This is a genomic window from Variovorax paradoxus, assembly GCF_902712855.1.
Taxonomy (GTDB): Bacteria; Pseudomonadota; Gammaproteobacteria; order Burkholderiales; family Burkholderiaceae_C; genus Variovorax; species Variovorax paradoxus_Q.
Genome location: NZ_LR743507.1, coordinates 1,451,826 through 1,476,600 on the forward strand (window position 1 = coordinate 1,451,826; position 24,775 = coordinate 1,476,600).

Annotated in this window: 20 protein-coding genes; 14 read left to right on the forward strand and 6 right to left on the reverse strand. The window is 62.5% G+C overall.

Features of this window, described 5'->3' with window-relative positions:
• Positions 1-116: 116 nt before the first annotated feature.
• The 8 genes from AACL56_RS06460 to AACL56_RS06495 all read left to right on the forward strand — a co-directional run bounded on the left by AACL56_RS06460 (position 117) and on the right by AACL56_RS06495 (position 12,135).
• Entirely contained in the window at positions 117-812 is a 696-nt protein-coding gene (locus AACL56_RS06460) for a WbqC family protein (protein WP_339088997.1), read from the forward strand.
• Complete coding sequence (locus AACL56_RS06465; protein ID WP_339088998.1) at positions 809-1,744, forward strand: glycosyltransferase family 2 protein; 936 nt, start codon at positions 809-811, stop codon at positions 1,742-1,744. Before AACL56_RS06460 ends, AACL56_RS06465 begins: the two co-directional genes overlap by 4 nt.
• Positions 1,745-1,751: 7 nt before the next feature.
• Entirely contained in the window at positions 1,752-2,396 is a 645-nt protein-coding gene (locus AACL56_RS06470) for a class I SAM-dependent methyltransferase (protein WP_339088999.1), read from the forward strand.
• On the forward strand, positions 2,393-3,061 hold the full coding sequence (locus AACL56_RS06475; protein ID WP_339089000.1) for an acetyltransferase: 669 nt from the start codon (positions 2,393-2,395) through the stop codon (positions 3,059-3,061). The genes AACL56_RS06470 and AACL56_RS06475 overlap by 4 nt, the downstream gene beginning before the upstream one ends.
• A gap of 86 nt (positions 3,062-3,147) precedes the next feature.
• On the forward strand, positions 3,148-4,290 hold the full coding sequence (gene rffA / locus AACL56_RS06480) for a dTDP-4-amino-4,6-dideoxygalactose transaminase (protein ID WP_339089001.1): 1,143 nt from the start codon (positions 3,148-3,150) through the stop codon (positions 4,288-4,290).
• 142 nt (positions 4,291-4,432) lie between these two features.
• Entirely contained in the window at positions 4,433-5,470 is a 1,038-nt protein-coding gene (gene gmd, locus AACL56_RS06485) for a GDP-mannose 4,6-dehydratase (protein ID WP_339089002.1), read from the forward strand.
• A gap of 79 nt (positions 5,471-5,549) precedes the next feature.
• On the forward strand, positions 5,550-8,090 hold the full coding sequence (locus AACL56_RS06490; RefSeq protein ID WP_339089003.1) for a glycosyltransferase: 2,541 nt from the start codon (positions 5,550-5,552) through the stop codon (positions 8,088-8,090).
• Between the two features lie 40 nt (positions 8,091-8,130).
• Positions 8,131-12,135 (forward strand): glycosyltransferase, encoded by a 4,005-nt coding sequence (locus AACL56_RS06495; protein ID WP_339089004.1) that lies wholly within the window; start codon positions 8,131-8,133, stop codon positions 12,133-12,135.
• On the opposite strand, the gene AACL56_RS06500 is transcribed toward AACL56_RS06495, so the two are convergent.
• The 3 genes from AACL56_RS06500 to AACL56_RS06510 are packed head-to-tail and all read right to left on the reverse strand — an operon-like array spanning position 12,136 to position 15,062.
• The gene (locus AACL56_RS06500; RefSeq protein ID WP_339089005.1) at positions 12,136-12,840 is read right to left on the reverse strand and encodes an ABC transporter ATP-binding protein; all 705 of its coding nucleotides are present in this window, start codon (positions 12,838-12,840) and stop codon (positions 12,136-12,138) included.
• 3 nt (positions 12,841-12,843) lie between these two features.
• Positions 12,844-13,611 (reverse strand): ABC transporter permease, encoded by a 768-nt coding sequence (locus tag AACL56_RS06505; protein ID WP_339089006.1) that lies wholly within the window; start codon positions 13,609-13,611, stop codon positions 12,844-12,846.
• 32 nt (positions 13,612-13,643) lie between these two features.
• Entirely contained in the window at positions 13,644-15,062 is a 1,419-nt protein-coding gene (locus AACL56_RS06510; protein WP_339089007.1) for a mannose-1-phosphate guanylyltransferase/mannose-6-phosphate isomerase, read from the reverse strand.
• A 294-nt stretch (positions 15,063-15,356) separates the two neighbouring features.
• On the opposite strand from AACL56_RS06510, the gene AACL56_RS06515 reads away from it, so the two are divergent.
• Both AACL56_RS06515 and AACL56_RS06520 read left to right on the forward strand, forming a co-directional pair.
• Complete coding sequence (locus tag AACL56_RS06515) at positions 15,357-17,132, forward strand: glycosyltransferase family 2 protein (RefSeq protein WP_339089008.1); 1,776 nt, start codon at positions 15,357-15,359, stop codon at positions 17,130-17,132.
• A complete protein-coding gene (locus tag AACL56_RS06520) occupies positions 17,132-18,115 on the forward strand; it encodes a glycosyltransferase family 2 protein (RefSeq protein ID WP_339089009.1) in 984 nt (327 codons plus the stop codon). Before AACL56_RS06515 ends, AACL56_RS06520 begins: the two co-directional genes overlap by 1 nt.
• On the opposite strand, the gene AACL56_RS06525 is transcribed toward AACL56_RS06520, so the two are convergent.
• Positions 18,112-18,870 carry a glycosyltransferase family 2 protein gene (locus AACL56_RS06525; RefSeq protein WP_339089010.1) on the reverse strand — a complete coding sequence of 253 codons (759 nt, stop codon included), beginning with the start codon at positions 18,868-18,870 and terminating at the stop codon, positions 18,112-18,114. The genes AACL56_RS06520 and AACL56_RS06525 overlap by 4 nt on opposite strands.
• A gap of 45 nt (positions 18,871-18,915) precedes the next feature.
• On the opposite strand from AACL56_RS06525, the gene AACL56_RS06530 reads away from it, so the two are divergent.
• From AACL56_RS06530 to AACL56_RS06545, 4 genes are all read left to right on the forward strand, one after another.
• Positions 18,916-20,013 (forward strand): glycosyltransferase family 4 protein, encoded by a 1,098-nt coding sequence (locus tag AACL56_RS06530; RefSeq protein ID WP_339089011.1) that lies wholly within the window; start codon positions 18,916-18,918, stop codon positions 20,011-20,013.
• Between the two features lie 59 nt (positions 20,014-20,072).
• Positions 20,073-20,966, forward strand: a complete 894-nt coding sequence (gene argB, locus AACL56_RS06535) for an acetylglutamate kinase (RefSeq protein ID WP_130427409.1) — start codon at positions 20,073-20,075, stop codon at positions 20,964-20,966.
• Positions 20,967-21,043: 77 nt separating this feature from the next.
• Positions 21,044-21,694 (forward strand): nucleoid occlusion factor SlmA, encoded by a 651-nt coding sequence (slmA, locus tag AACL56_RS06540; protein ID WP_339089012.1) that lies wholly within the window; start codon positions 21,044-21,046, stop codon positions 21,692-21,694.
• A 183-nt stretch (positions 21,695-21,877) separates the two neighbouring features.
• Positions 21,878-22,759: a DMT family transporter gene (locus tag AACL56_RS06545; protein WP_339089013.1), complete on the forward strand. Its 882-nt coding sequence runs from the start codon at positions 21,878-21,880 to the stop codon at positions 22,757-22,759.
• Between the two features lie 15 nt (positions 22,760-22,774).
• On the opposite strand, the gene AACL56_RS06550 is transcribed toward AACL56_RS06545, so the two are convergent.
• Both AACL56_RS06550 and AACL56_RS06555 read right to left on the reverse strand, forming a co-directional pair.
• Positions 22,775-23,833: a malate/lactate/ureidoglycolate dehydrogenase gene (locus AACL56_RS06550; protein ID WP_339089014.1), complete on the reverse strand. Its 1,059-nt coding sequence runs from the start codon at positions 23,831-23,833 to the stop codon at positions 22,775-22,777.
• Between the two features lie 3 nt (positions 23,834-23,836).
• Positions 23,837-24,769 carry an SMP-30/gluconolactonase/LRE family protein gene (locus tag AACL56_RS06555; RefSeq protein WP_339089015.1) on the reverse strand — a complete coding sequence of 311 codons (933 nt, stop codon included), beginning with the start codon at positions 24,767-24,769 and terminating at the stop codon, positions 23,837-23,839.
• Positions 24,770-24,775: the final 6 nt, after the last annotated feature.

The window sequence follows — 24,775 nt, forward strand, 5'->3', positions numbered from 1 at the left end:
CTCCCGAGGTTTAAAAGTGTCTCCAAATTGTGTCCGATAATCCCTGCGGGGACTTCGGGGTTGACCTTCCGACGTACGGCCCCGTACCAGGGCAACAACGAAGAAGGGCCAGAGCATTGAAAAAGGTAGCGATCCTGCAGTCGAACTACATTCCGTGGAAGGGCTACTTCGACCTGATTGGCGCAGTGGATGAATTCATCCTCTACGACGACATGCAGTACACACGCCGCGACTGGCGCAACCGCAACCAGATCAAGACGCCACAGGGCGTGCAGTGGCTCACGGTGCCGGTGCGTGTCAAGGGCAAGTACGAGCAGAAGATCAGGGACACGGAGATCGACGGCAGCGATTGGGCCGTTGCGCATTGGAAGGCGCTCGTGCAGAACTACGCGCGCGCACCGCACTTCGCCGAAATCGCCGCTTGGCTGGAGCCGCTCTACCTGAGCGGCTCCTACCCCCTCCTGTCCGATCTCAATCGCCGATTCATCCAGGCGATCTGCGCTTATCTGCACATCGATACGGTCATCAGCGATTCGCGCGATTACGTGTTGATCGATGGCAAGACGGAGCGCCTGGCCGACCTTTGCGCACAGGCTGGCGGCACCGAGTACGTGTCGGGGCCGTCTGCCCGCGACTACGTGGACGAAAGCGTCTTCGAACGCAGCGGCATCAAGCTCACGTGGTTCGACTACGCCGGCTATCCCGAGTACCCGCAGTTGTGGGGTGACTTCGCGCACGGAGTGACCGTGCTCGACCTGCTGTTCAATTGCGGGAGGGACGCAGGTCGCTTCATGAGGTACGCCGGGTCATGAAGCTGTCGATCGTTGCAACCCTTTATCAATCCGCGGCCTACATCAACGAGTTCTGCCTTCGTGCGGGAACTGCCGCGCAGCAGATCGCTGGCGACGACTACGAGATCGTGCTCGTCAACGACGGGTCGCCAGACAACAGCCTCGATGTCGCCGTGCAGCTCACACAGGTCGACAGCCATGTGGTGGTGGTCGACCTGTCGCGCAATTTCGGGCACCACAAGGCCATGATGACCGGCTTGGCCGCAGCGCATGGCGAGCGCGTGTTCCTGATCGACAGCGACCTCGAGGAAGAGCCGGAATGGCTGACCTCGTTCGCGGCGCAGATGGAAGCCGATGAGTCGGACGTGGTTTACGGCGTGCAGGCCGAGCGCCGTGGTGGCTTCATCGAGCAGATCACCGGCACGTTGTTCTACAAGCTCTTTCGCACGCTGACCGGAATCGTTCAGCCGAGCAACATCGTCACCGCGCGGTTGATGACGCGGCGCTATGTCGATGCCCTGCTGTTGCACGAAGAGCGTGAGTTGAACATCGGTGGCTTGTGGGTCATCACCGGTTTCGGGCAGTCGCAACAGGTCGTTCGCAAGCATGCGACCAGTCCAACGACCTATTCGCTGTCGCGAAAGTTCAGCCACTTGGTCAACGCGATCACGTCGTTCAGCAGCCTGCCGCTGGTTTTCACGTTCTATTCGGGGCTGTTGATTTCCCTTTCGGCGCTTGTTTACATCATGTATCTGGCGCTTCGCTACTTCTTCGGTGCTTCGGCACCGAGCGGATACACGTCGATTATTGCGTCGATCTGGTTCTTCTCGGGCCTGATCGTCTTCTTTCTGGGTGTCCAGGGCATCTACATCGCAAAAATCTTCTCCGAGGTGAAACGCAGGCCTTACACGATCGTACGGCAGGTCTATGCGCATCCCAAGGCTCAGCGTTAACCGTCCCATGACCATGAAACAAGACCCACGGCAAACGCTGCTCTCCGAAGTGGCGGATTACTACACCGGCAAGCTCGCCGAATTCGGCGAGAGTCCGCGCGGCGTGGATTGGAATGGCGAAGAGGGGCAAATGCTGCGCTTCAAGCAACTGTGCAAGGTGATCGACGCCGACGCCCCCTTTTCGCTGAATGATTTGGGCTGTGGTTATGGCGCTCTCTGCGATTTTTTAGTGCCGCGTTTCAAGTCGTTCGAATATATAGGTATCGATGTGTCCGAGGCCATGGTGCGTGCGGCCGAACAGAGGCATCTCAGCAAGCCGAATGCGCGCTTCGTCATCGCGAGCGAAGCTGATAAGGTTGCAGACTACAGTGTTGCCAGCGGCATCTTCAATGTTCGGCTGGGCCGCTCCGACGCCGAGTGGCAAGCCTATGCAGAGGCCACGCTTGACGCGTTGCACCGCACGAGCGCCAAAGGCTTCGCATTCAACTGTCTGACTTCCTATTCGGACAAGGACAGGATGCGAGCCGATCTCTATTACGCAGACCCGCTTGCATTGTTCGACCTGTGTAAGTGCCGATATTCACGCAACGTCGCCTTGATGCACGACTACGGCCTGTACGAGTTCACGATGATCGTGCGAAAGATGCCATGAAAACGAAGAAGTTGGTCATTTTCGGCTGCGGAGATATCGGTCAGCTCGCGCACTACTATTTCAGTTCGGATTCCGACTACGAGGTCGTGGCCTTCACGGTCGATGCGGCCTTCGTGCCCGGGCCGGAATTCTGCGGTCTGCCTGTGGTGCCGTTCGAAGAACTCGCTGCCCGCCATCCCTCCGCGGAGGTCGAGGTGTTCGTGGCACTCAGTTACTCGAAGCTCAACGCGGTGCGAAAAGAAAAGTACCTTGGCGTCAAAGCGCTGGGGTATTCGCTCGCGAGCTTCGTCAGTTCCTATGCGACTGTGCTCAACCAGGGGCGCATCGGCGAGAACTGCTTCATCTTCGAGGACAACACGATCCAGCCCTTCGTCACGATAGGCAACAACGTGACCTTGTGGAGCGGTAATCACATCGGCCATCACTCGACGATTGGCGATCACTGCTTCATTGCTTCCCATGCGGTTGTATCAGGCGGCGTCGAGATCGCTGAACAGTGCTTCATTGGCGTGAATGCCACTCTGCGCGATCACATCAAGGTCGGTGCGCGCTGCGTGGTAGGTGCCGGTGCATTGCTGTTGTCCGACGCCGAGCCCGAAGGGGTCTACATCGGCGCGGCAACGGAGCGCTCCAAAGTGCCAAGCACCAGGCTGCGGGGCATCTGATCTGAAATGGCACTGCTGCCCAAATATTCGCAATCAATGCAAACGGGTGGAAAAAGAAGCCCTGTGGCACAAAGGAGCCTGACCCTGTGAACGACCAACGCATCCCCTTCAACTGGCCGCACATGACCGGCAAGGAACTCTTCTATATCGCGGAGGCCCACTTCAACGGTCGCCTTGCTGGAGACGGCCCGTTCACCAAGCGTTGCCACGCCTGGCTCGAAGAGCGTACCGGCTGCTCGAAGGCGCTGCTCACGCACTCGTGCACCGCGGCGTTGGAAATGGGCGCATTGCTGTTGGACATCAAGCCCGGCGACGAAATCATCATGCCGTCCTATACCTTCGTGTCGACGGCCAATGCGTTCGTGCTACGCGGCGGGGTGCCGGTGTTCGTCGACATCCGCGAGGATACGCTGAACCTTGACGAAAAGCTCATCGAGTCGGCCATCACGCCGCGCACCAAGGCGATCGCACCGGTGCACTATGCCGGCGTCGCCTGTGAAATGGACACGATCATGGCCATCGCCGCGCGGCATGACCTCAAGGTCGTGGAGGATGCGGCCCAAGGCGTGATGTCGACCTACAAAGGCCGCGCGTTGGGTTCCATCGGGCACTTTGGCGCGTACAGCTTCCACGAGACCAAGAACGTGATTGCGGGTGAGGGCGGTGCGCTGCTCGTGAACGATCCGGCGGCCGCGCTGCGGGCGGAGGTCATCCGTGAAAAGGGCACCGATCGCAGCCGTTTCTTTCGCGGCGAGGTCGACAAGTACACGTGGCAGGAGGTGGGGTCGTCATTCCTGCCGGGTGAACTGATCGCCGCATTCCTGTGGGCCCAGCTTGAAGAAGCCGACCGTGTCACGCATGCGCGCCTCGCCGCATGGGACCGCTACAACACGATGCTGGAGCCGCTTGAGCGCCGCGGCATGCTCCGACGGCCAATCATTCCGGAAGAATGCGTTCATAACGGACACATGTATTACGTACTGCTTGCAGACGGTTTCGACCGGCAGCGACTTCTGGACGAATTCAAGGCAAACGACATCAATTCGGTGTTCCACTACGTACCTCTGCACTCGTCGCCTGCCGGCCGGCGCTATGGACGGGCCCATGGCGACACGTTGAGCATCACCGATTCGCAGTCGGAGCGTCTGGTTCGCCTTCCATTGTGGGTAGGCCTGACCGAGCAGCAGCAGGACAGGGTGCTTGCCGTGTTGGAAGCTACGCTGAAGTGACGCCGTCTGCCAAGCGTCGCGGACAAGTGTGGCAGAAACGCCCATTGCGGGTTTTTTTAGGCGCCCGCCATAAAAAGTCGATTGGTTCATTGCGGCACAATTACGCCGAACGTTTTCCATATAGAGAAATTTCCAACTACCCATGAAGAAAATCGCAGTTGTCACCGGTATCACTGGTCAGGACGGTGCCTACTTGGCCCAACTCCTGCTGAATAAGGGCTATGTGGTCCATGGCACGTTCCGTCGCACCAGCTCGGTCAACTTCTGGCGGATGGAAGAGTTGGGGATCCAGGATCACCCCGATCTCAAGTTGGTCGAACATGATCTGACCGACCTTGGCAGTTCGCTCACCCTGATCAAGGACGCCAAGCCGCATGAGGTCTACAACCTCGCCGCGCAGAGCTTCGTGGGCGTGAGCTTCAACCAGCCCGATGCCACGGCTCAGATCACAGGCATGGGCGCACTCCATCTGCTGGAGGCCATTCGCCTGACCGACCGGAGCATTCGTTTTTACCAGGCGTCGACTTCCGAGATGTTCGGGAAGGTGCAGGCGATTCCGCAGGTCGAGGACACTCCGTTCTATCCGCGTAGCCCCTACGGCGTTGCCAAGCTGTTCGCGCACTGGATGACGATTAACTACCGCGAGAGCTACGACATCTTCGGTGCGAGCGGAATTCTGTTCAACCACGAAAGCCCGCTGCGCGGACGCGAGTTCGTCACACGCAAGATCACCGACGCGGTTGCCAAGATCAAGCTAGGCAAACTGGACGTGCTCGAACTCGGCAACCTGGGCGCCAAGCGCGATTGGGGTTTTGCTCAGGAATATGTCGAGGGTATGTGGCGCATGTTGCAGGCTGATGAGGCCGACACCTTCATTCTTGCGACCAACCGTACCGAGACGGTGCGGAGTTTCGTCGATATGGCGTTCAAAGCCGCGGGTTATGAGCTTCGGTTCGAAGGAGAAGAACACACCGAGGTGGGCATCGATGTCGCCACCGGCAAGACACTGGTGCGGGTGAATTCCAAGTTCTATAGACCTGCTGAAGTCGAGTTGCTGATTGGCAACCCAGCACGTGCCAAAGAAAAGCTCGGATGGGAACCCAAGACCACGCTCGAGGAACTGTGCGCGATGATGGTTGAAGCGGATCTTCGCCGTAACAAGCAGGGCTACTCTTTCTGACTGCTTTGCAGCCGATCGTGCCTCTTCGAGTTTTTACAGCGCGGAGCAGGCGCATCAAGACGCCCACAGTGGAGAAGATTTGATCAACGAATTCAAGCAGGCTGTCCGGCTTTCCAAGAAGGCGCTGCGCGTCCTCGGAATCAGCGCACGTCACACCGCATCGGATGTCCGTGCGATTCAGGAAGGCGGCTTTTTCGATGCCGACTTCTATCTAAAAGAGTACCCGGCGGTGGCCTCCAGCGGCAAGGATCCGCTCAAGCACTATCTGGTGCACGGCTGGAAAGACGGCCTGGAGCCGTCGCCTAACTTCTCTGTGCGGGCCTACATGGCCGAGAACCCTGATCTACGCAAGGTAAACCTGAATCCTCTCGTGCATTGGGTGCGTTTTGGTCGCCATGAGGGCCGAGTTCTGCCTACCGCACCACATGCAGAGCCGCTTTGGTCAGATGAGGAAGGCCGACGCTATCCTCTGCCGGATGACGTGGTGCAGTACGCGCTGATGGCTGGCAAGGCGTATTTCGCAGGAGCCGGTTTTGATTTCGCGCAGCGAGAAGCGGGTGACACCGTGCAGGCCGCAGCCAAGGCAATGGCTGCGAAAACACCGCTATTGCAGGTGACGACGGCTGCACCCAAGGTGTCGATCATCATTCCGGTCTACGGGCAAACGCATTTCGTGCTCAATTGCCTCGACTCGCTCGCGAAGCTGCGTTCGAAACACTCGGTTGAAATCATCGTCGCCGACGACGCCTCGCCGGTGGCGTCGCGCGTGGACGTACTGAAGGTCATTCCGTGGATCCGCTATGAGCGGCGCGCCGAGAACGGCGGTTTTCTTGAGTGCTGCAACTCCGCGGTGCAACTGGCGAACGGTGAATTCGTAGTTCTCCTGAACAGCGATACCCGCGTGGTTGAGGGCTGGCTCGACGAATTGGTCGACGCCTTCATGCTCTTCCCTAAAGCCGGCATGGTTGGCTCTAAGCTCTTCAACGACGACGGAACGTTGCAAGAGGCGGGTGGCATCTTCTGGCGCGACGGGTCGGCCCACAACTACGGTCGGAACCAAGATCCCAACTTGCCGCAGTACTGCTTTGCGCGGCAGGCCGATTTCATTTCTGGCGCGTCGATCGCGTTGCGCAAGTCGGTGTGGAACGAACTCGGCGGCTTCGACCCGGAATACAAGCCGGCGTACTGCGAGGACGCCGACTTGGCGTTTCGTTTACGCCGCGTTGGCTACGAGGTCTGGTTCGTGCCGACCTCGCGTGCCATTCACTACGAAGGCATCACCCACGGGCGCGACACCACCAAGGGCATCAAAGCCTATCAGGTGACGAATTTGGAGAAATTCGCCAAGCGTTTCAGCACCGAACTCAAGGCACACCCGCAGCCGGGCACGAGCTCGATGCGCGCCGCCAGCTGGCGTGTGCGCCGCAACATCCTTGTGGTGGACGCACTCACGCCAACACCGGACCAAGACTCCGGCTCCATCGTGACCGATGAAGTGATGAGCGCATACAGGGAATGCGGCTTCGGTGAAAGTTTTTTCCCGGAGCATTCACCTTATTGGTCCAAGAAATACACCGGCGCGCTGCAGCGTCGAGGGGTTTGCTGCTACTACATGCCCTTTGCATCCGGCATTCCTGCGCTACTCGATATCGACAGCAAATTCGACTACGCGCTGCTGTATCGCTACAACGTTGCGAGTTCGGTTTATTCGCATCTGCGCAAAAAGGCGCCCAGCACCCGAATTCTGTTTGCCAACGTCGATCTGCATTTCCTGCGAGAAACGCGTGCGGCGGAAACCTCAAACACGCCGGAAGCATTGTTTTCCGCCAAGGTCACAAAGAAGCTGGAGCTTGAGATGTTCGCGCAGGCTGATGCCTCGTTCGTTCATACCGAGATCGAGCGCGAGGTGATCCAGCAGTCGTTGCCGGCACCGCTTGGCAATATGGTCGTGTTGCCATGGATTGCTGACGTATATCGCGACACGCCCGGTTTTGCGAGTCGGTCGGACATCATGTTCTTGGGCAACTTTCCACATGCGCCCAATGTCGATTCGGTTCTCTATTTCGTCAAGGCGATATGGCCTGCGCTGGAAAGAGAATTGCCGCCCGAGGCCAAACTGCTCGTCGTTGGTAACAAGCCGCCGCCTGAAGTCGTGGCCTTGGCGTCGGATCGCATCGTGGTCACGGGTTTTGTGGAAGAGCTTGCGCCGTATTTTCAGACCTCACGCGTCTTTGTTGCACCGCTGCGTTATGGGGCGGGCATCAAGGGCAAGATCGTCACCGCATTGGCGCATGGTGTGCCCAGCGTGGCAACGGCCGTTGCAGCAGAGGGTATTGCGAATCCGGAAGATGGCCATTTGTCGACGACGGATGACCCTCAACAATTCGCCAGCGAGGTTTTGCGGTTGTATCGTGACGAGGCTGCATGGCAGGCCATGCGAGAAGCAGGATTGTCGTACGTAGAAGAAAACTACTCGCGTCTCGCGACGTCGAAGATTTGCATGCGCGCGATGGAGGTGGCCGATCAGACGTGGTTGACCCGGCAGGAACTCAGGTGCCGACGGTCACTTGAGCAGATCATGGCGGAAAATGGTGATTTCGGGCGAATAACACCCGCCTGAGGCGATCGGGTTTTTCTCTCGATTGGCCACGGTGAGTCCCATGAATAACAACAGATCCGGTACGGATCGCCCCACGACCGATATTGAGCCCGCCACAGACAAGCCGGCAGTCTCGGAAGAAGGCAATACATCCGCCTTCGAAATCCTGCTCGAAGCGGCCAATCAACGCGCTGAAGCTGCGTTGGATCGTGAGCGCGCCATGCGCGCATCGATGTCCTGGCGCGTCACGGCGCCCCTTCGCAAGGCCGCCTCCACCGTGTCGCCGCAGGTGCGCGCCAACCTGCGGCGCGTCGCAAAGGCTGCATGGTGGGCGATGACGCCGTGGCGAATGCCTGCGCGGTTGCGGGCCATGCGATTTCGGCCACTCAAGGAAGTGGTTCTGCGCGGCACCACGGACGCTTCGGATGCGTACGGCGTGTGGATTGCGACCAATGAGATGCGTTCACCTCTGTTGCCTGATCGCGTTGCCGGGCAGCATGTTTCGTTTCTGCTGACGGCAGGCGCGAGTCCTGAAAAGTTACAGCAGACGCTGAAGTCTTTGCTTTCGCAGTCCGTCGGGCATTGGGACGCTCTGGTGGCCGTCTCGAATGACGCGCCAGACGACATTCAAACGTTACTTGAAGGTCTTTCGAAGGACAAGCGAATTACCCGCATACCGGTGTCGAGCGACTCTCGTGCGCCCGGTCTGGCTGCTTGCCTCGCATCGGCCAGCGGAGACCTCGTTGCTTTGTTGGACGCGGGTGACATGCTGGCTGCAGGGGCGTTGAACGAACTGGCTCACTCGCTTCGACGGGCGCCGCGGAGCGACATCCTGTACGGTGATGAAGATCAGCTTTCCCAGGAGGGCTTGCGCCAGAACCCGTACTTCAAGCCGGGATGGTCGCCCGATCTTCTCTATGCCTTCAACTACTTTGGCCGCCTGACGTTGTTGCGGCGTGAGTTGGTCGCTCAGGTCGGGGGTGTCGATGCCACCATGGGCGCAGGCGTGGAGTGGGATCTCAACCTTCGAGCATGTGAAAAGGCCGGCATCGTCACACGCATTCCCAAGGTGCTTTGTCATCGGGGCGGCAATGGCGAGTCCGAGCGGCCTGCGCCTGCATCCGAGGCGGCAGCAGACCAGCGCAAGGCCCTGCGGAACCGGTGGGCACGCGCTGGCATTGCTGCCAACATCGAAACGCAGCCCGACGGTACGCAGCGCAGTGTCTGGCAGTTGCAGGCACCACCGCTGGTGTCGATCGTCATTCCTACCAAAGACAAGGCAGACCTGTTGCAGGTGTGCCTGGACGGACTGCTGCAAGGTACCGACTATCCAAACAAGGAAATCATTCTTGTAGATACAGGTTCCACCGAAGAATCCACGCTGGCCTACTACGAGAGGCTTCGTGCTTTTCCGGAGGTGTCGATCGTCCATTTCGGCAGGAAGTTCAACTACTCGGCTGCGTGCAATTTCGGCGCTGGATTTGCGCGTGGCGACTTGATGCTGTTTCTCAACAACGACGTCGAGATCGTCACGGCGGACTGGTTGCAGGAGTTGGTGCGATTCGCGCAGCGGCCGGGTGTGGGTGTGGTCGGTACCCAACTGCGCTACCCAGGCGGTGAATTGCAGCACGGAGGTGTCGGTGTGGGCGTGACGCTCTGTGGACTCATGTACCACTCCGATCGCAACAATGGCTGGGGTATCTTCGGCTCGGCAGATCATCCACGCAACTGGATGGCCGTGATGGGCGCATGCCAGATGGTGGTGCGCGAAGCCTTCGAGCGAGCAGGCGGATTCGACGAGGCCTATGCCGTTGCCTTCAGCGACGTTGCACTCTGCCTTCGGGTTTGGCGCCTAGGGTATCGAACTGCCTACGCCCCGCACGCCCGCCTGTTGCACCATGAGGGCGCAACGCGCGGGGTCGTTAACCCCACTGCAGATCTTCAACGCTTTGCCGATGATGTTCGTCTCCTGGGCATCGACGAGGATCCTTATCTGCATCCCGAGTTGGATGCAAATCAGCCGATTCCCTCGCTGCGCATAGGCGAGGCGCGGTCCCCGCGTGAGAGCCTGCAGATCGATACACGGGCGCTCGGATCGATGATGCTGCCGTCCTTGACGTTAGACCTCCAGGTCGAACGTTCGAGCCTTGAGGCGGCGGGCTTGCCACGCGAAGATGTACTGTGGCTGCCGCAGCCAGCGTACGGCGTGACCGATGTGTGGTCCGCGGCGCGTTGGTGTCTGGATCTCCTGCGCACTTGTCCGGAGGTCGTCCGGCGCTTTCCCACTGCCTTGTCAGAAGGCCCGCAAGGGCGCTTCGGCGCTTGGATTGCGGGTGAAGGTGGCGTCGCGCTGGGGCTGTCCGGCAGCGCAAGATCATGGATCGTCCAGTGCCTGGGCGAGCGTCTGGGAGCGCGAGCGAGGCAGGCGTATCTGTTCGATGAAGACGTCAAGACCAGGCTGCCGCATGGTTTGCTTCCGATGGGGCAGCATGCGCTGTTCCGTTGGTTCATGCGCGAGGGCCGCCACGTTGCGGATCTGAGGCTCGAAGAGATCTGGTGGCTATTTCATGAGGCGGTTGAGCGGCCCGCCGCCGAACTGGTACGAGCCTATGCTTTCTCGCCTGCTTGGCAGGCGCTCTATCCGGACGGGCTCACGGTTTTCGGCCGCCGCGCGTTCGCAGGTTGGCTTGCAGCGACATACCGAGTGAGGGACCCCTGGATCGATCCGGCATGCTGGCCCTTGGACATCACCCCTGCACGCCAGATCCGTGCGGCCTACTGGGCACGTGAAGACTGGCGCCTGCTTCATCCCTGTGCGCTGGACGATCAGCGCCATGCGACTGCTTTGGTCGAGTGGTTGGCAACACCGGCCTCAGCGCAGCCGCCGGATGTCGTCGAATGGTGTGCTGCGCTCGACGTACAGCAGGTCGCGGCGGAATTGGTCGCGCCAGGATTGAACGTGATCGGCCATTTCGCTTACCCCTCGGGTCTGCGGGTGTCGATCGAGGCCCTGGTCGAGGGGGCGCAGGGCGCTGGCGTCCAAACGTCGCTGCGCGATCTGAAGACCGACCGCAAGGACGACCCGCTGCATGCGGACTTCCAGGGGTTCGAAGATTTTGAAACCACGCTGATCCACGTGCAGCCCGAGCCGTTCTTCGACAAGGTCTATAGCCGAAGCGATCTTTTCGAGCGTTTGCCACGCACCTATCGCATCGGCTACTGGTATTGGGAGTTCGACGTCATTCCGGATTCTTGGCTTTCGCACATCGATGAGGTCGACGAGATATGGGTCGCGACGGAGTTTGTGGCGCGCGGGCTTCGCGCGAAGGTTTCCAAGCCTGTACATACGATTTTTCCAGGCGTGAAGCTCGGGTCTTTTGACCGGCGCACACGAGCTCATTTTGGACTCGAGACAGCGCCTTATACATTCCTGTTCACGTTCCACATGATGAGCGTGATGGAGCGCAAGAACCCGCTTGGCTTGATCCGAGCCTTTGCCAGTGCTTTCAAACCAGAAGAGTCTGTGCAGTTGGTGCTCAAAACTTCTTTTGCAGAACGCCACCCGGAGCAATTCAAGGCGCTGAAGGATGCTGCAGCCAGCGCAGGAAATGTGAAGATCATCAACGAGGTCTATAGTCCTGGTGATGTGCTGGCGCTGATGGATGTATGCGACGCATATGTGTCGCTGCATCGCAGCGAAGGCCTTGGACTGACAATGGCCGAAGCCATGTTGATGGGCAAGCCAGTCATCGCCACCGATTTCTCCGGTAACGTCGACTTCATGAACGAGAGCAACAGCCTGCCGGTGCGTCATGAGATCGTGAAGCTAGGTAAGGCAATTCCTCCTTACGAGGCGAATTTTGAATGGGCACAGCCTTCGGAATCTCACGCGGCCGAGCTGATGCGTCGCGTATATGACGATCAGGCGTGGGCTGCCGAGTTGGGAGAGAAGGGCAGGGCCAGCGCAGAGGCTGCGCTGTCACTTGAGGTCGCAGGCGCCAAGGTTGCGCAGCGACTCAACGAGATTCAAGCGTTACGACGCAGCAAGCGCAGTAACTGCGCCTGATCAGGAAACTTCGACGATCCGTCCGTGCTCAAGGTGGATCACACGGTTGCACTCCTTGGCGATCAATTCGGGGGAGTGCGACGCCAATACCAGGATGCCCGATTTGGAAACCACATCGCGCATGCGTTGCTCGGCTTTCTCCGTGAACTCCGCATCGCCCACGGACAGCCATTCGTCCATGAGCAGGATGTCGGCTTCGACGCTGGTCGAGATCGAGAATGCCAGACGCATCATCATGCCGGTCGAATAGGTGCGCACAGGCATGTTGACATACTCGCCAAGCCCGCTGAACTCGCAAATATCCGGTGTCAGGCGGTCGAGCTCCTTCTTGCTCATGCCCATCACAAGTCCCCGCAGCATGATGTTCTCGACACCCGTGGCATCCATCTCGATGCCCAGCGATGGGTCGATCAGGCTTGCAACCGTTCCTTGTCTCACGAACTCGCCCGATGACGGCTCGTAGACTCCTGCGAGCGTGCGCAGCAGCGTCGACTTGCCCGCGCCGTTGTGCCCTATCAAGCCAAGCCGATCCCCGCTTTTCAATTCGAGGTTGATTCCGCTGAGAGCCTGGACGACGGTCACACCGGTTTCCTTGCCGAAGCGTCCACCAGTGACGGATGCCGCCAGCGTCTTCTTGAGTGAGGAAGCTCCGGCACCGTAGATCGGAAAATTGACGGCGACGTCTTTGAGTGAAATGGAAGCCATGAATCAGAGCCAGTAAACGACGCGGCGGCGGTACTTCGAGAACAGAAAGGCGGCAATTACCAGACACAGCCCAGTCCAGACCAAGATGCCGATCCAGCTGTGCACATGTGCGACGCCGCCCATCAGTGGCGTGCGAAGCAGATCGAGCATTTGCGCAAACGGATTCCAGAGGACGTACTTGGCACGCCCCGGGAGGCTTTCGGGCAGCCAGAACACGGGTGTCAGGAACATCAGCATCTGCATCACGCTGGTCACGATTTGTGTGACGTCGCGGTAGCGCGTGCAGATCAGGCCCAGCAACAGTCCCAGTGCGTGCGCGTTGATGATCAGAATTGCGAAGGCCGGCAAGATGAGCAGCGTCGACCACGAAAGAGAAATGCCGGCCCAGATTGCGACTGGGATGTAGAGCACGATCTGGTGGGCGAACTGGATCAGGTTGCGCGCCAGGCTGCGCCAGACGAACAGGCTGATCGGAAAATAGCCCTGCTTCAGGTAGTTGGACGATCCCACGAACGCGTTGCACGCATCGGTCACGATACTCGAGAAGAGCGCCCAGAAGATGATGCCAAGCGCCAGATGAGGAAAGAATCGCGACAATTCGGTGCCGAACAACGAACTGTAGAGCGGCCCCATGCCGGCGATCATGACGCCCATGCTCAGCGTGAGCCATAGTGGTCCGAGCATCGAGCGCCGATAGCGCAGCACGATATCGAACCATGCAAGGGTAAGCCAGATGTCTGTGCGGCGGGTTCCCTGCCACCAGTCTGACAAGGCGTTTCGATGTAGGTTGGAATGGACTTGGCTCATGTACGCCCGTAAGTGTCCGCGAGGCGAACGATGTCGTCCTCGCCGAGATAGCCGCCGCATTGGACTTCGATCAGTACGAGTTCCTCTTCGCCGGTGTTGGTGAGGCGGTGTTTTTCCTTCAAGGGAATGTAGCGATACTGTCCCGGGAATGTCTCGTGTTCGACGTCTCCGATCTGCACCATTCCTTGACCCTGTACCACCACCCAGTGTTCCGCACGTTGGTGGTGATATTGCAGGGAGAGCGCTTCACCGGGTCTGACCGTGATGCGCTTGACCTTGTAGCCCTCTTCCTGCTTGAGCGAAGTGTACGTGCCCCACGGACGGTGAACCAGCGTGGGCTGATGGACCGTGTCGTGCTTCCGGGTCTTGAGCGCGTTGACCACTTGCTTCACTTTCTGCGCACTGTCCTTGTGAAGTACCAGCAGAGCGTCCGGCGTGTCGACGATGACCAGGTCGTGCACGCCCACGGTGGCGACCACCTTGGGCCCGAAACTCTCGACTTGCACGTGCGTGCCCGTCGTGTCGATCGCCACAACATCATCGGGCAAGGTGTTGCCGCTGGCGTCCGGAATGAGCGCGTTGGACACCGCAGGCCATGAACCCACGTCGCTCCAACTGAATTTGGCCGGGACCACGTGAACGTTCGAGGCGCGTTCCATCACTGCGTAGTCGATGCTGATATCCGGTTGCAGGCCGAAGGTATGCAAGTCGAAATTGATGCAGTTGCCCGTGGCTTTGGATGTACCCAGCGCAGCCCTTGCAGCCCGGATGACCTCGGGCGCATGTTCTTCAAGCGCCGCGATGATGGTGTCCGCGGTGAAGGCGAACATGCCACTGTTCCAGTAGTAGCGGCCCGTCGCCAGGTAGCTCTGCGCCGTTTCGAGGTCGGGCTTCTCCACAAAGCGCTTGACACCTTGGCTTTCCCGCGAGACGTGCTCGACCTCGATGTAGCCGAATCCGGTGTCGGGGCTGGTTGGGCTCACGCCAAATACCACGAGATTGCCGTTCTGCGCCAAGCGGAACGCTTCACTTGCACTGGCCACGAAGGCGTGCACATCGGGTACGAGGTGGTCGGCGGACAGGACCAGCATCACCGTGTCACCGCTGAACTCGCGCGCGCACTGCAGAGCGGCCAAGGCGATTGCAGGACCTGTGTTGCGACCTTTGGGCTCGAGCAGTAGTGAGGTGACCGGTGGATCGGCCATTTGCTGAAGAACGTCGCGGGTCAGGAACAGATGTTCCTTGTTAGTCACGATCATCAGGTCGCCCGTGCCGCAGGCCTGACCGCGTTCGATCGCTTGCTGCAGCAACGTGGAGTCGCCGATCTTCATGAATGGCTTGGGAAAAGCCTGGCGCGAAGCAGGCCACAGCCTGGAGCCGGCGCCTCCCGAGAGCACCACTGAGAGCAGCCTCATTGTTTTCCTTTGCGTGTTAACCGGCCAATTTTACGGGCAGCCCCTGTGCCGGACCGGCACTGCAGATTCGGCCGACGCGCGTCCCTAAGGGCGGCCGATGACGGGTGGGAAGATAATCGCCCGGGCGGCGACCGCCCCTGTGCTCCGCCGTCGGCTCGTTCCCCGCCTCCCAAGTTTTCGTTCTGCCCGCTTGCGGGTCTGCAATCTATGCATGCTGTCTATCGGTTTCTTCTTGCTTTGGTCTCTTTCGCGCGGGGTCCCGGATTGACCGGGCGTGTCCAGCGGGCGTGGCGGATGTTCAAGAAGTCGGGCTGGCCAGGCATCCGCTGGGAAATGGGGCGCCGCATAGGCGGCTACAACAACTATTCGACCTGGGTGCGCCGCTACGACACGTTGACCCCGGAGATTCGCGAAAAGATTGCGCAACGCGTATCGGGCATGAAAGGCTCGCCGCTGATCTCGGTCGTGATGCCGACATACAACCCGAACCCCGGTTGGCTGCGCGAGGCCATCGAGTCGGTCCGTGCGCAGATATACCCGCACTGGGAACTCTGTATCGCAGACGACGCATCGCCGTCGGCAGAGGTGCGCGACATTCTCAAGTCGTACAGCGAGAGTGATTCCCGTATCAAAGTCGTGTTTCGTCCGAAGAACGGGCACATCTCCGCGGCTTCCAACAGCGCGCTGGAACTGGTGTCGGGGCCTTGGGTCGCGCTCATGGACCACGACGACCTGTTGCCCGCCGACGCATTGTTCTGGGTGGCCGATTGCATCGTCAGGAACCCCGGCGCGAAGCTGATCTATTCGGACGAAGACAAGGCTGACGAGACGGGCTTCCGTTTCGGCCCGTATTTCAAATCCGACTGGAACGTTGATCTCTTCCGCTCGCAGAACATGTTCAGCCATCTGGGTGTGCTGTCGACCCAACTGATGCGGTCGGTTGGCGGCTTTCGGGTTGGAATGGAGGGCTCCCAGGATTGGGATCTCGTGCTGCGCTGCATCGAGCAAGTCGATCCGTCGCAGATTCATCACATCCCGCGCGTGCTGTACCACTGGCGCGTTCATGTCGAAAGTACGGCGCGCTCGATGAACGCGAAGCCCTACGCGGCCGTCGCCGGCGAGCGCGCATTGAATGAGCATTTCCAGCGCACAGGCGTGCGGGCCACGGCCGAACATCTCGACTTCGGCTATCGAGTGCGTTACGCGCTGCCCGAGGTTTTACCTCTGGTATCGATCATCATCCCGACGCGCAACGCCTTGCAGCTGACGCGGCAATGCGTGGATTCGATCTTGGCGAAGACCACGTATTCGAACTACGAAATCATCATCGTGGACAACGGCTCCGACGATCCGGCGACACTGGCGTGGTTCAAGCAAATTTCAGCGCAAAGGTCGAATGTTCGCGTGCTGCGTGACGATCGGGATTTCAATTATTCAGCGCTGAACAATGGCGCGATGCCCTCGGCCACTGGCGAGATACTCGCACTGGTCAACAACGACATTGAAGTCATCACCCCGGACTGGCTCAGCGAAATGGTGAGCCTCGCCGTGCAGCCAGGCGTGGGTGCGGTGGGTGCGCGGCTCTGGTATCCAAACAAGACACTCCAGCACGCGGGAGTGATCCTGGGCATCGGTGGTATCGCGGCGCATGCGCATCGCGGCATGCCGATGGGGCGCGAAGGCTATGGCGGCCGGGCTGCATTGATTCAATCGTTCTCTGCCGTCACGGCGGCCTGCCTGGTGATCCAGAAGCGCCACTATCTGGCGGTAGGCGGACTCGATGAAGTGCACCTCAAGGAGTCCTTCAACGATATCGACTTCTGTCTCCGGTTGCGCGAGGCGGGCTTGCGCAACGTCTGGACACCCTACGCAGAGCTCTATCACTACGAGTCCGCAACGCGCTCCAAGAACATGTCGCCCAAAAGGCAGGCGCAGTTCCAGGAAGAGTCCGCCTACATGCACCAGCGCTGGGGCGACCTCATCCAGAACGACCCCGCCTACAGCCCCAACCTCATGCTCGCCCGCGAAGACTTCAGCTACGCCTGGCCCCCCCGGCTGCCGCCTGTCTGATGACTCTCACCGTCTCCGTCGCCCTCTGCACCCGCAACGGCGCGCGCTACCTTCCCGATCAGATCCGCAGCATCTGCGCGCAGACGCCCCTTCCGCGGGAGATCGTGGTGTCCGACGACGGCTCCACCGACGACACGCTGGCGGTGGTGCGCGACACGCTTGCGCAGTGCGGCATGGCCGACCAGATCGAACTGCGCGTGTTCAGCAACGTGCCGCCGCTGGGCGTCACGCGCAATTTCGAACAGGCGGCGCGGGCCTGCAGCCATGAACTTGTCGCGCTGTGCGACCAGGACGATGTCTGGCATCCGGGACGGCTCGCGCGCATGGTGGCGCAGTTCGAGGCGCGGCCCGACCTGCTGCTGCTCCACACCGACGCACGCCTGGTCGATGGCGACCTGAAGCCCCTGGGCTCCACGCTGTTCCACGCGCTGGAAGTGCAGCCCGTCGAGCTCTCGGCCATCGGGCGAGGCGAGGCTTTCGGTGTGCTGCTGCGCCGCAATCTGGTGACAGGCGCCACCACGATGTTCCGCAGGGCGCTGCTCGACACGGCCTTGCCGTTCGCGCCCGAGTGGGTGCACGACGAGTGGCTGGCAGCCGTGGCAGCCGCCATCGGGCGGATGGACGTGCTGCCCGAACCGACCATCGACTACCGCCAGCACGCCAGCAACCAGATCGGGGCGCGGCGGCTCACGCTGTCCGAGAAGATCGCCAAGGCCTTCGCCGAGCGCGGCGACAAGCACGTGGCGCGGCTGCGCCGGGCCGAGGCGCTGCTGCAGCGCCTGCAGCAGCTTGGCGATCGGGTGCCGGCGCGCTACCTCGAGGCGCAGCACGCCAAGGTGGCGCACCAGCGCTTCCGTGCGCAACTGCCGGCGGCGCGCCCGTTGCGGCTGTTGCCGATCCTGGTGGAAGCGTTGCGCGGGCGCTATGCGCGCTTCGGGCGCGGCGGCCATGCCGTCGCGCAGGACCTGCTCGAGCGCGGCTAGCCGCGAAGGCGCCGGTAGCGCCAGAACGACCCCGACAGCCATACCTTCAGCAGGCTGGTCACGTGCCAGTACAGGTACTTCCTGCTGCGATGGCTTTCGCGCTGGGCGTCGTGTCGGGCGACGAGGTCTTCGCCGACCTGCAGCTTCCAGCCTGCGAGACGGGTGCGGGCGCAGATGTCGAAATCCTCGCCGTACATGAAGAACCGTTCGTCGAAGCCGCCGACCTGCCGGTAGGCCTCGCTGCGGAACAGCATGAACAGGCCGGGAATCCACGCCGGCACCTTCGGCTGCACGTAGCCGGGCTTCTTGCGTCCGACGATCTCGAACGGCGTGAGCAGCGCGCGGTGCGGCTCAGGCGCGGCCTTGCCCGGCTCGAGGATGCGCGGCGTCAGCAGGCCGGCATCGGCCGTGGCCTGGGCAAGCAGCGGCCCCAGCACGTCGCTGTCGAAGCGGATGTCGGGGTTCAGCACCAGGAACCAGGGGGTGCCGCAGCGTTCGAACGCCTGGTTGTGATTGGCACCGAAGCCCTTGGGGCTCGCATTCTCGATCCGCTCCACCTCGAAGCCCCACGTCCGGCCCGCGAGCAGGTCGGCCTCCGGAATGTTCAGCGTGAGCACGACCTTGGCGGTGGCGGCGCGACTGTGGCGATCCAGCTGCTCGAGCAGCGGCAATACCAGCGCGAGCTGGCCGTGGCTCACGATGGAAATCGTGATCGGGGCAAACGGTGGGGAAGAGGAAGAGGGGGGCGTGGGCATGGTCTAATTTCGCTCGGGAATTCTAGGGTTCCCGAACCCCCACACATGATTGCTCTGATCGTCATCAGTTTCTTCGTCGCCGCCTTCTCGGTCCAGGTGTTCATGCGCCGTGCGCGCAGGCATGCCCGTCTCTATGGCGCAGACATGCCGCAACGCTTCCACAAGGGCCACGTGCCACGCCTGGGCGGTGCGGGCATCCTGCTGGGCATGGGCGTGGCCTGGCTCGCCGCCGGCATCACCGGTACCGATCCGTTCAACGTCTCCTGGCCGGTGAAGACCTCGATGCTCACGCTGCTGTGCATCGCGCCGGCCGTGCTGGGCGGCATCGTCGAGGACGTCACGCAGCGCGTGAAGGTGCGCTACCGGTTGGGGTTGACCATCGGCTCCGCGCTGCTGGTGTGCTGGCTGCTGGGCCTGGGCGTGTCGCGCACCGGCTTCGAGGTGGTCGACGGCTGGCTGGTCGCCATTCCGTTCGCCACGGTGCTGTTCGCGGCGCTGGCCATCGGAGGACTGCCGCACGCGTTCAACATCATCGACGGCTACAACGGCCTGGCGGGCACCGTCGCGGTGCTGGTCTGCCTGGCCATCTCGCACGTGGCGCTGCAGGTGGGCGACCGGCAACTTGCGGCCATGATGGTCTGCCTCGTCGGCGCCACCTTCGGCTTCCTGGTGTGGAACTATCCGCGCGGCAAGATCTTCGCCGGCGACGGCGGAGCCTACGTCTGGGGCATGGTGATCGCCGTGGCCGTGGTCACGCTGGTGCAGCGGCATCGCGTGGTGTCGCCCTGGTTTCCGATGCTGCTGCTGATCTACCCGGTGTGGGAGACGCTGTTCTCCATCTACCGCAAGCTGGCCCGCGGGCAGTCGCCCGGCACGGCCGATGCGCTGCATTTCCACCAGCTGATCTTCCGCCGCATCGTGCGCGTGGCGCTGGCCGACGACGAGGCCCGCCAGCTGCTGGCGCGCAACAACCGCACTTCCCCCTATCTCTGGATGTTCGCCGCGCTGTCGGTGGTGCCGGCGGTGCTGTTCTGGAACAACACCATCGTGCTGATGTTCTTCTGTCTTCTCTTCGTCACGACCTACGTGGGCGCCTACCTGATGATCGTTCGCTTCAAGGTCCCGCGCTGGCTGCGCCCGTGAACCACGCATCCTTGCGAGAATTTCGTTTTTCCGTCCACCGCTTTGGAGCCTGACCGCCCATGACCGACCCCGTCCTCAACATTCCCCCGCGCGACAAGGCCGAGATCCTGGCCCAGGCGCTGCCGTACATCCGCAAGTTCCACGGCAAGACCATCGTCATCAAGTACGGCGGCAACGCCATGACCGACCCGGCGCTGCAGGCCGACTTCGCCGAAGACGTGGTGCTGCTGAAGCTGGTCGGCATGAACCCGGTGGTGGTGCACGGCGGCGGCCCGCAGATCGAGGCCGCGCTCAACCGCCTGGGCAAGAAGGGCAGCTTCATCCAGGGCATGCGCGTGACCGACGCCGAGACCATGGAGGTCGTCGAATGGGTGCTGGCCGGCGAGGTGCAGCAGGACATCGTGGGCCTGATCAACCAGGCCGGCGGCAAGGCCGTGGGCCTGACGGGGCGCGACGGCGGCCTCATTCGCGCACAGAAGCTCAAGCTGGCCGACCGCGCCGACCCCAACCTGCACCACGACGTGGGGCAGGTTGGCGACATCGTGTCCATCGACCCGAGCGTGGTGAAGGCGCTGCAGGACGACGCCTTCATTCCCGTCGTGAGCCCGATCGGCTTCGGCGAGGAGAACGAGAGCTACAACATCAACGCCGACGTGGTGGCCGGCAAGCTGGCCACCGTGCTCAAGGCCGAGAAGCTCATGCTGCTCACCAACACGCCCGGCGTTCTCGACAAGGACGGCAAGCTGCTCACCAACCTGAGCGCGCGCGAAATCGACGACCTGTTCGCCGACGGCACCATCTCGGGCGGCATGCTGCCCAAGATCGAAGGCGCACTGGACGCGGCCAAGAGCGGCGTGAACGCGGTGCACATCATCGACGGCCGCGTGCCGCACGCGATGCTGCTCGAGATCCTGACCGACCAGGCCTACGGGACGATGATCCGGGCCCGCTGAGCCCCGTCCATGCGCGGGAGGCGCGTGCTCACTGCCCTGTGCGAGAATCAATTGATTACATCTTTGCACGCGCTCCCATGCAGAACGAAGAGACGACCAGTGCTTCCGGCGTAGAGACCCCCGGGAGTTCCACCCCCCCTCCGGCGCGCAAGCGCCCGAAACCGGGCGAGCGGCGCGTGCAGATCCTGCAGGCGCTCGCCGCCATGCTCGAGCAGCCCGGTGGAGAACGGGTGACCACCGCCGCCCTGGCCGCCCGGCTCGAGGTGAGCGAGGCGGCGCTGTACCGCCACTTCGCCAGCAAGGCCCAGATGTTCGAGGGCCTGATCGACTTCATCGAGCAGAGCGTTTTCACGCTGGTCAACCAGATCCTCGAGCGCGAGGGCGCCACCGGCGCCCAGCAGGCCGCCAAGATCCTCGCGCTGCTGGTCCAGTTCGCCGAGCGCAACCCCGGCATGACCCGCGTCATGGTGGGCGACGCGCTGGTCTACGAAAACGAGCGCCTGCAGCAGCGCATGAACCAGTTCTTCGACAAGATCGAAGCCACGTTGCGCCAGGTGCTGCGTGGCGCCGCCGCGGCCGAAGGCTCGGCCACGCCCAGCGTCGACGCCCAGGTGCGTGCCGCCGCGCTCACGGCCTTCGTGGTCGGGCAGTTGCAGCGATTTGCGCGTTCGGGTTTCCGCCGCGCGCCCTCCGAGCATCTCGAAGCGACGATCGCGCTGATCGTCTGAGGGTACCCTCCAGGCCGTCGGGCCGGCTCGCCCTGCGTCATCGAGCGGCGTAGCATCGCCCGGGCCTCCCGCCGCCGGCCTCCGGCGGCATGCCGATGTCGGCGCGGGGTCTCCATGGAGAACGCATGAGCCAGGGCACGGTCGGTCGTCTTATAGAAGCCCGCTTGCCGCGGGTGCCCTTGCATGCCTGATGCGGCTCGCGGCCATGGCCTGCGAACCGTGCTCCTCACGGCAGTGGCCATGCTCGCGTTCGCGGCCAATTCGTTGCTGTGCCGGCTCGCGCTCCAGCACGGCGGCATCGACCCGGCGAGTTTCGGCAGCGTCAGGCTCGTGGCGGGAGCGCTCATGCTGGGGCTCATCGTGCGCTCCAGGGGGCGGCCGGCGGCGTCGCCGCCACGCGTCGACTGGCTGGCGGCCGTCATGCTGTTCGGCTATGTCGCTTTCTTCTCGTTTGCCTATCTCAGCCTGCCGGCGGGAACGGGCGCGCTGATCCTGTTCGGTGCGGTCCAGCTGACGATGTTCGGCGTGGGCCTTCGATCCGGCAGCGAACGCTTCGGGACACTCTCCTGGATCGGCTTCGTCCTGGCGCTGGTTGGGCTCGTCTACCTCGTGTCGCCCGGTATCGCCGCACCGCCGTTGCCGGGCGCCGCGCTGATGGCGGTCGCAGGCGTGGCATGGGGCGTGTACTCGCTGCGCGGCTGTGGCGTGGCCGATCCGCTGGCCGCCACCGCGCGCAACTTCACCCGGGCGGTGCCGCTGGCACTCGCGCTGAGCCTGGTGTTCGCGGCCAGCGCCCATGCGGACGGGACCGGCCTCGCGCTCGCCGTCGCGTCCGGGGCGCTGACCTCGGGGCTCGGCTACGTGGTCTGGTACGCGGCGCTGGGCCGCCTCGGGGCCATGCGGGCCGCGACCGTGCAGCTGTCGGTGCCGCTGCTGGCCGCGTTCGGTGGCGTGCTGTTCCTGTCGGAGCCGATCACGCCGCGCCTGGCGGCCGCCTCGGTCGCGATCCTGGGCGGCATCGCGCTCGTGCTGGGCCGGAAGTCGCAGGGCAGCGCTCGCCGATAGGCGCGCGCCAGCACCTCAAGCCACGGCCACGCCCACCTTGGCACCCGCCGCGACGATCTCGCCCCAGGTCGCGTCGTCGACCCAGATCCCGTCCCTGCGCCGCGCCGCGCGTGCTGCGCGCTCCGGCTCGCCCGCGATCTGCACCCCGTCGAAGCCCTGCCCTGCAGGGCTCTGCCGCAGCCAGTCGATGAACTCGCGCGCTTCCTCGTCGAAGGCCTTGTCCGTTCCGAGCTTCACCGGGTCGATCAGCACCGTCAGCATGCCGTTGAGCACCGTGCGCGCGGTGTCTGCCGGCCGGTGCCAGGTGCCGCCGCCCGTGAGCGCGCCGCCCAGCAGTTCGCAGGCCACCGCCATGCCGTAGCCCTTGTGCTCGCCGAAGGTCATCAATGCGCCGAACAGGCCGTTGCCCTGCGGCACCACCACCACGCCCGGGTCGTTGGTCGGCGCGCCGTTCTCGTCGATCAGGTAGCCGTCGGGCACGCGCTCGCCCTTGTTGTGCGCGACGCGCATCTTTCCCTGCGCCACGCGGCTGGTGGCGTAGTCGAGCACGAAGGGCTCCGCGCCCGCCAGCGGAATGCCGATGCAGCAGGGGTTGGTGCCGAAGCGCCCGTCGCCGCCGCCCCAGGGCGCGACCACCGGCCGCGACAGCACGTTGACGAAGTGCATCGACACCAGCCCCTGCGCCGTCGCCATTTCCGCGAAGTGCCCGATGCGGCCCAGGTGGTGCGCATGCGAGAGCGTGAAGATGCAGCTGCCGTGCTGCTTCGCGCGCGCAATGCCGAGCTCCATGGCCTGCACGCCGACGATCTGGCCGTAGCCGTGCTGGCCGTCCAGGCCCATCAGCGTGCCGATGTCGAGGTTGATCTTCACGGCCGCGTTCGGCTTCAGTCCGCCTTCGGCCACCGCATCGATGTAGCGCGGCAGCATGCCCACGCCGTGCGAATCGTGGCCGCTGAGGTTGGCCAGCACGAGGTTGGCTGCGACCTGCTGCGCTTCGGCGGGTGCGCTGCCCGCGGCTTCGAGGATGCGGGCGACATCGGATTGCAGGCTGTCGGCCGGCAGTGTTCTGGACATGGATCAGGCTCCCTTCGCGTTGACGGTGATGGCATAGAGCGACGACGTCGCGCAGATGAAAAGGCGGTTGCGTTTCGGTCCGCCGAAGCACACGTTGGCCGCGCGCTCGGGCAGCAGGATCTTGCCGAGCAGCGTGCCATCGGGGTGGTAGACGTGCACGCCGTCGAGCGCGCTGGTCCAGATGCGGCCTTCGGTGTCGAGCCGGAAGCCGTCGAAGAGGCCGCTGGTGCATTCGGCGAACACCTCGCCGCCGCGCAGGCTGCGGCCGTCGGCGCCCACGCTGAAGCGGCGGATGTGCCGGGGTCCATCGGGTGCATGACTCGCGCCGGTGTCCGCGATGTAGAGCAGCGATTCGTCGGGCGAGAACGCCAGCCCGTTGGGCTTCACGAAGTCGTCGGTCATGCGCTCGACCTCGCCGCTCGCGGGGTCGATGCGATAGACATGGCAGGCGCCGATCTCGCTGTCGGCGCGCAGGCCCTCGTAGTCCGAGAGGATGCCGTAGCTCGGATCGGTGAACCACACGGCGCCGTCCGAGTGCACGACCACGTCGTTCGGCGAATTCAGCCGCTTGCCCTGCCAGTGCGAGGCCAGCACGGTGACCGTGCTGTCGTGCTCGGTGCGCGTCACGCGGCGCGCGAGGTGCTCGCAGCTCACCAGCCGCCCCTGGCGGTCGACCGTGTTGCCGTTCGTGTTGTTCGACGGCTCGCGGAAGACGCCGACCGTTCCGTTCACTTCGTCGTAGCGCAGCATGCGGTTGTTCGGAATGTCCGACCACACCAGCGTGCGGTGCGCGCCGAACCACGCGGGGCCTTCGCACCAGCGCGCGCCGGTCCACAGGCGCTGCACGCGCTCGGGGCCGGGAATGCAGCCCTTGAAGCGCGGATCGAGCTGCTCGAAGCCGGTGCCTTCCAGGAAGCCAAAGGGGAGGGAACTCATGCGGGT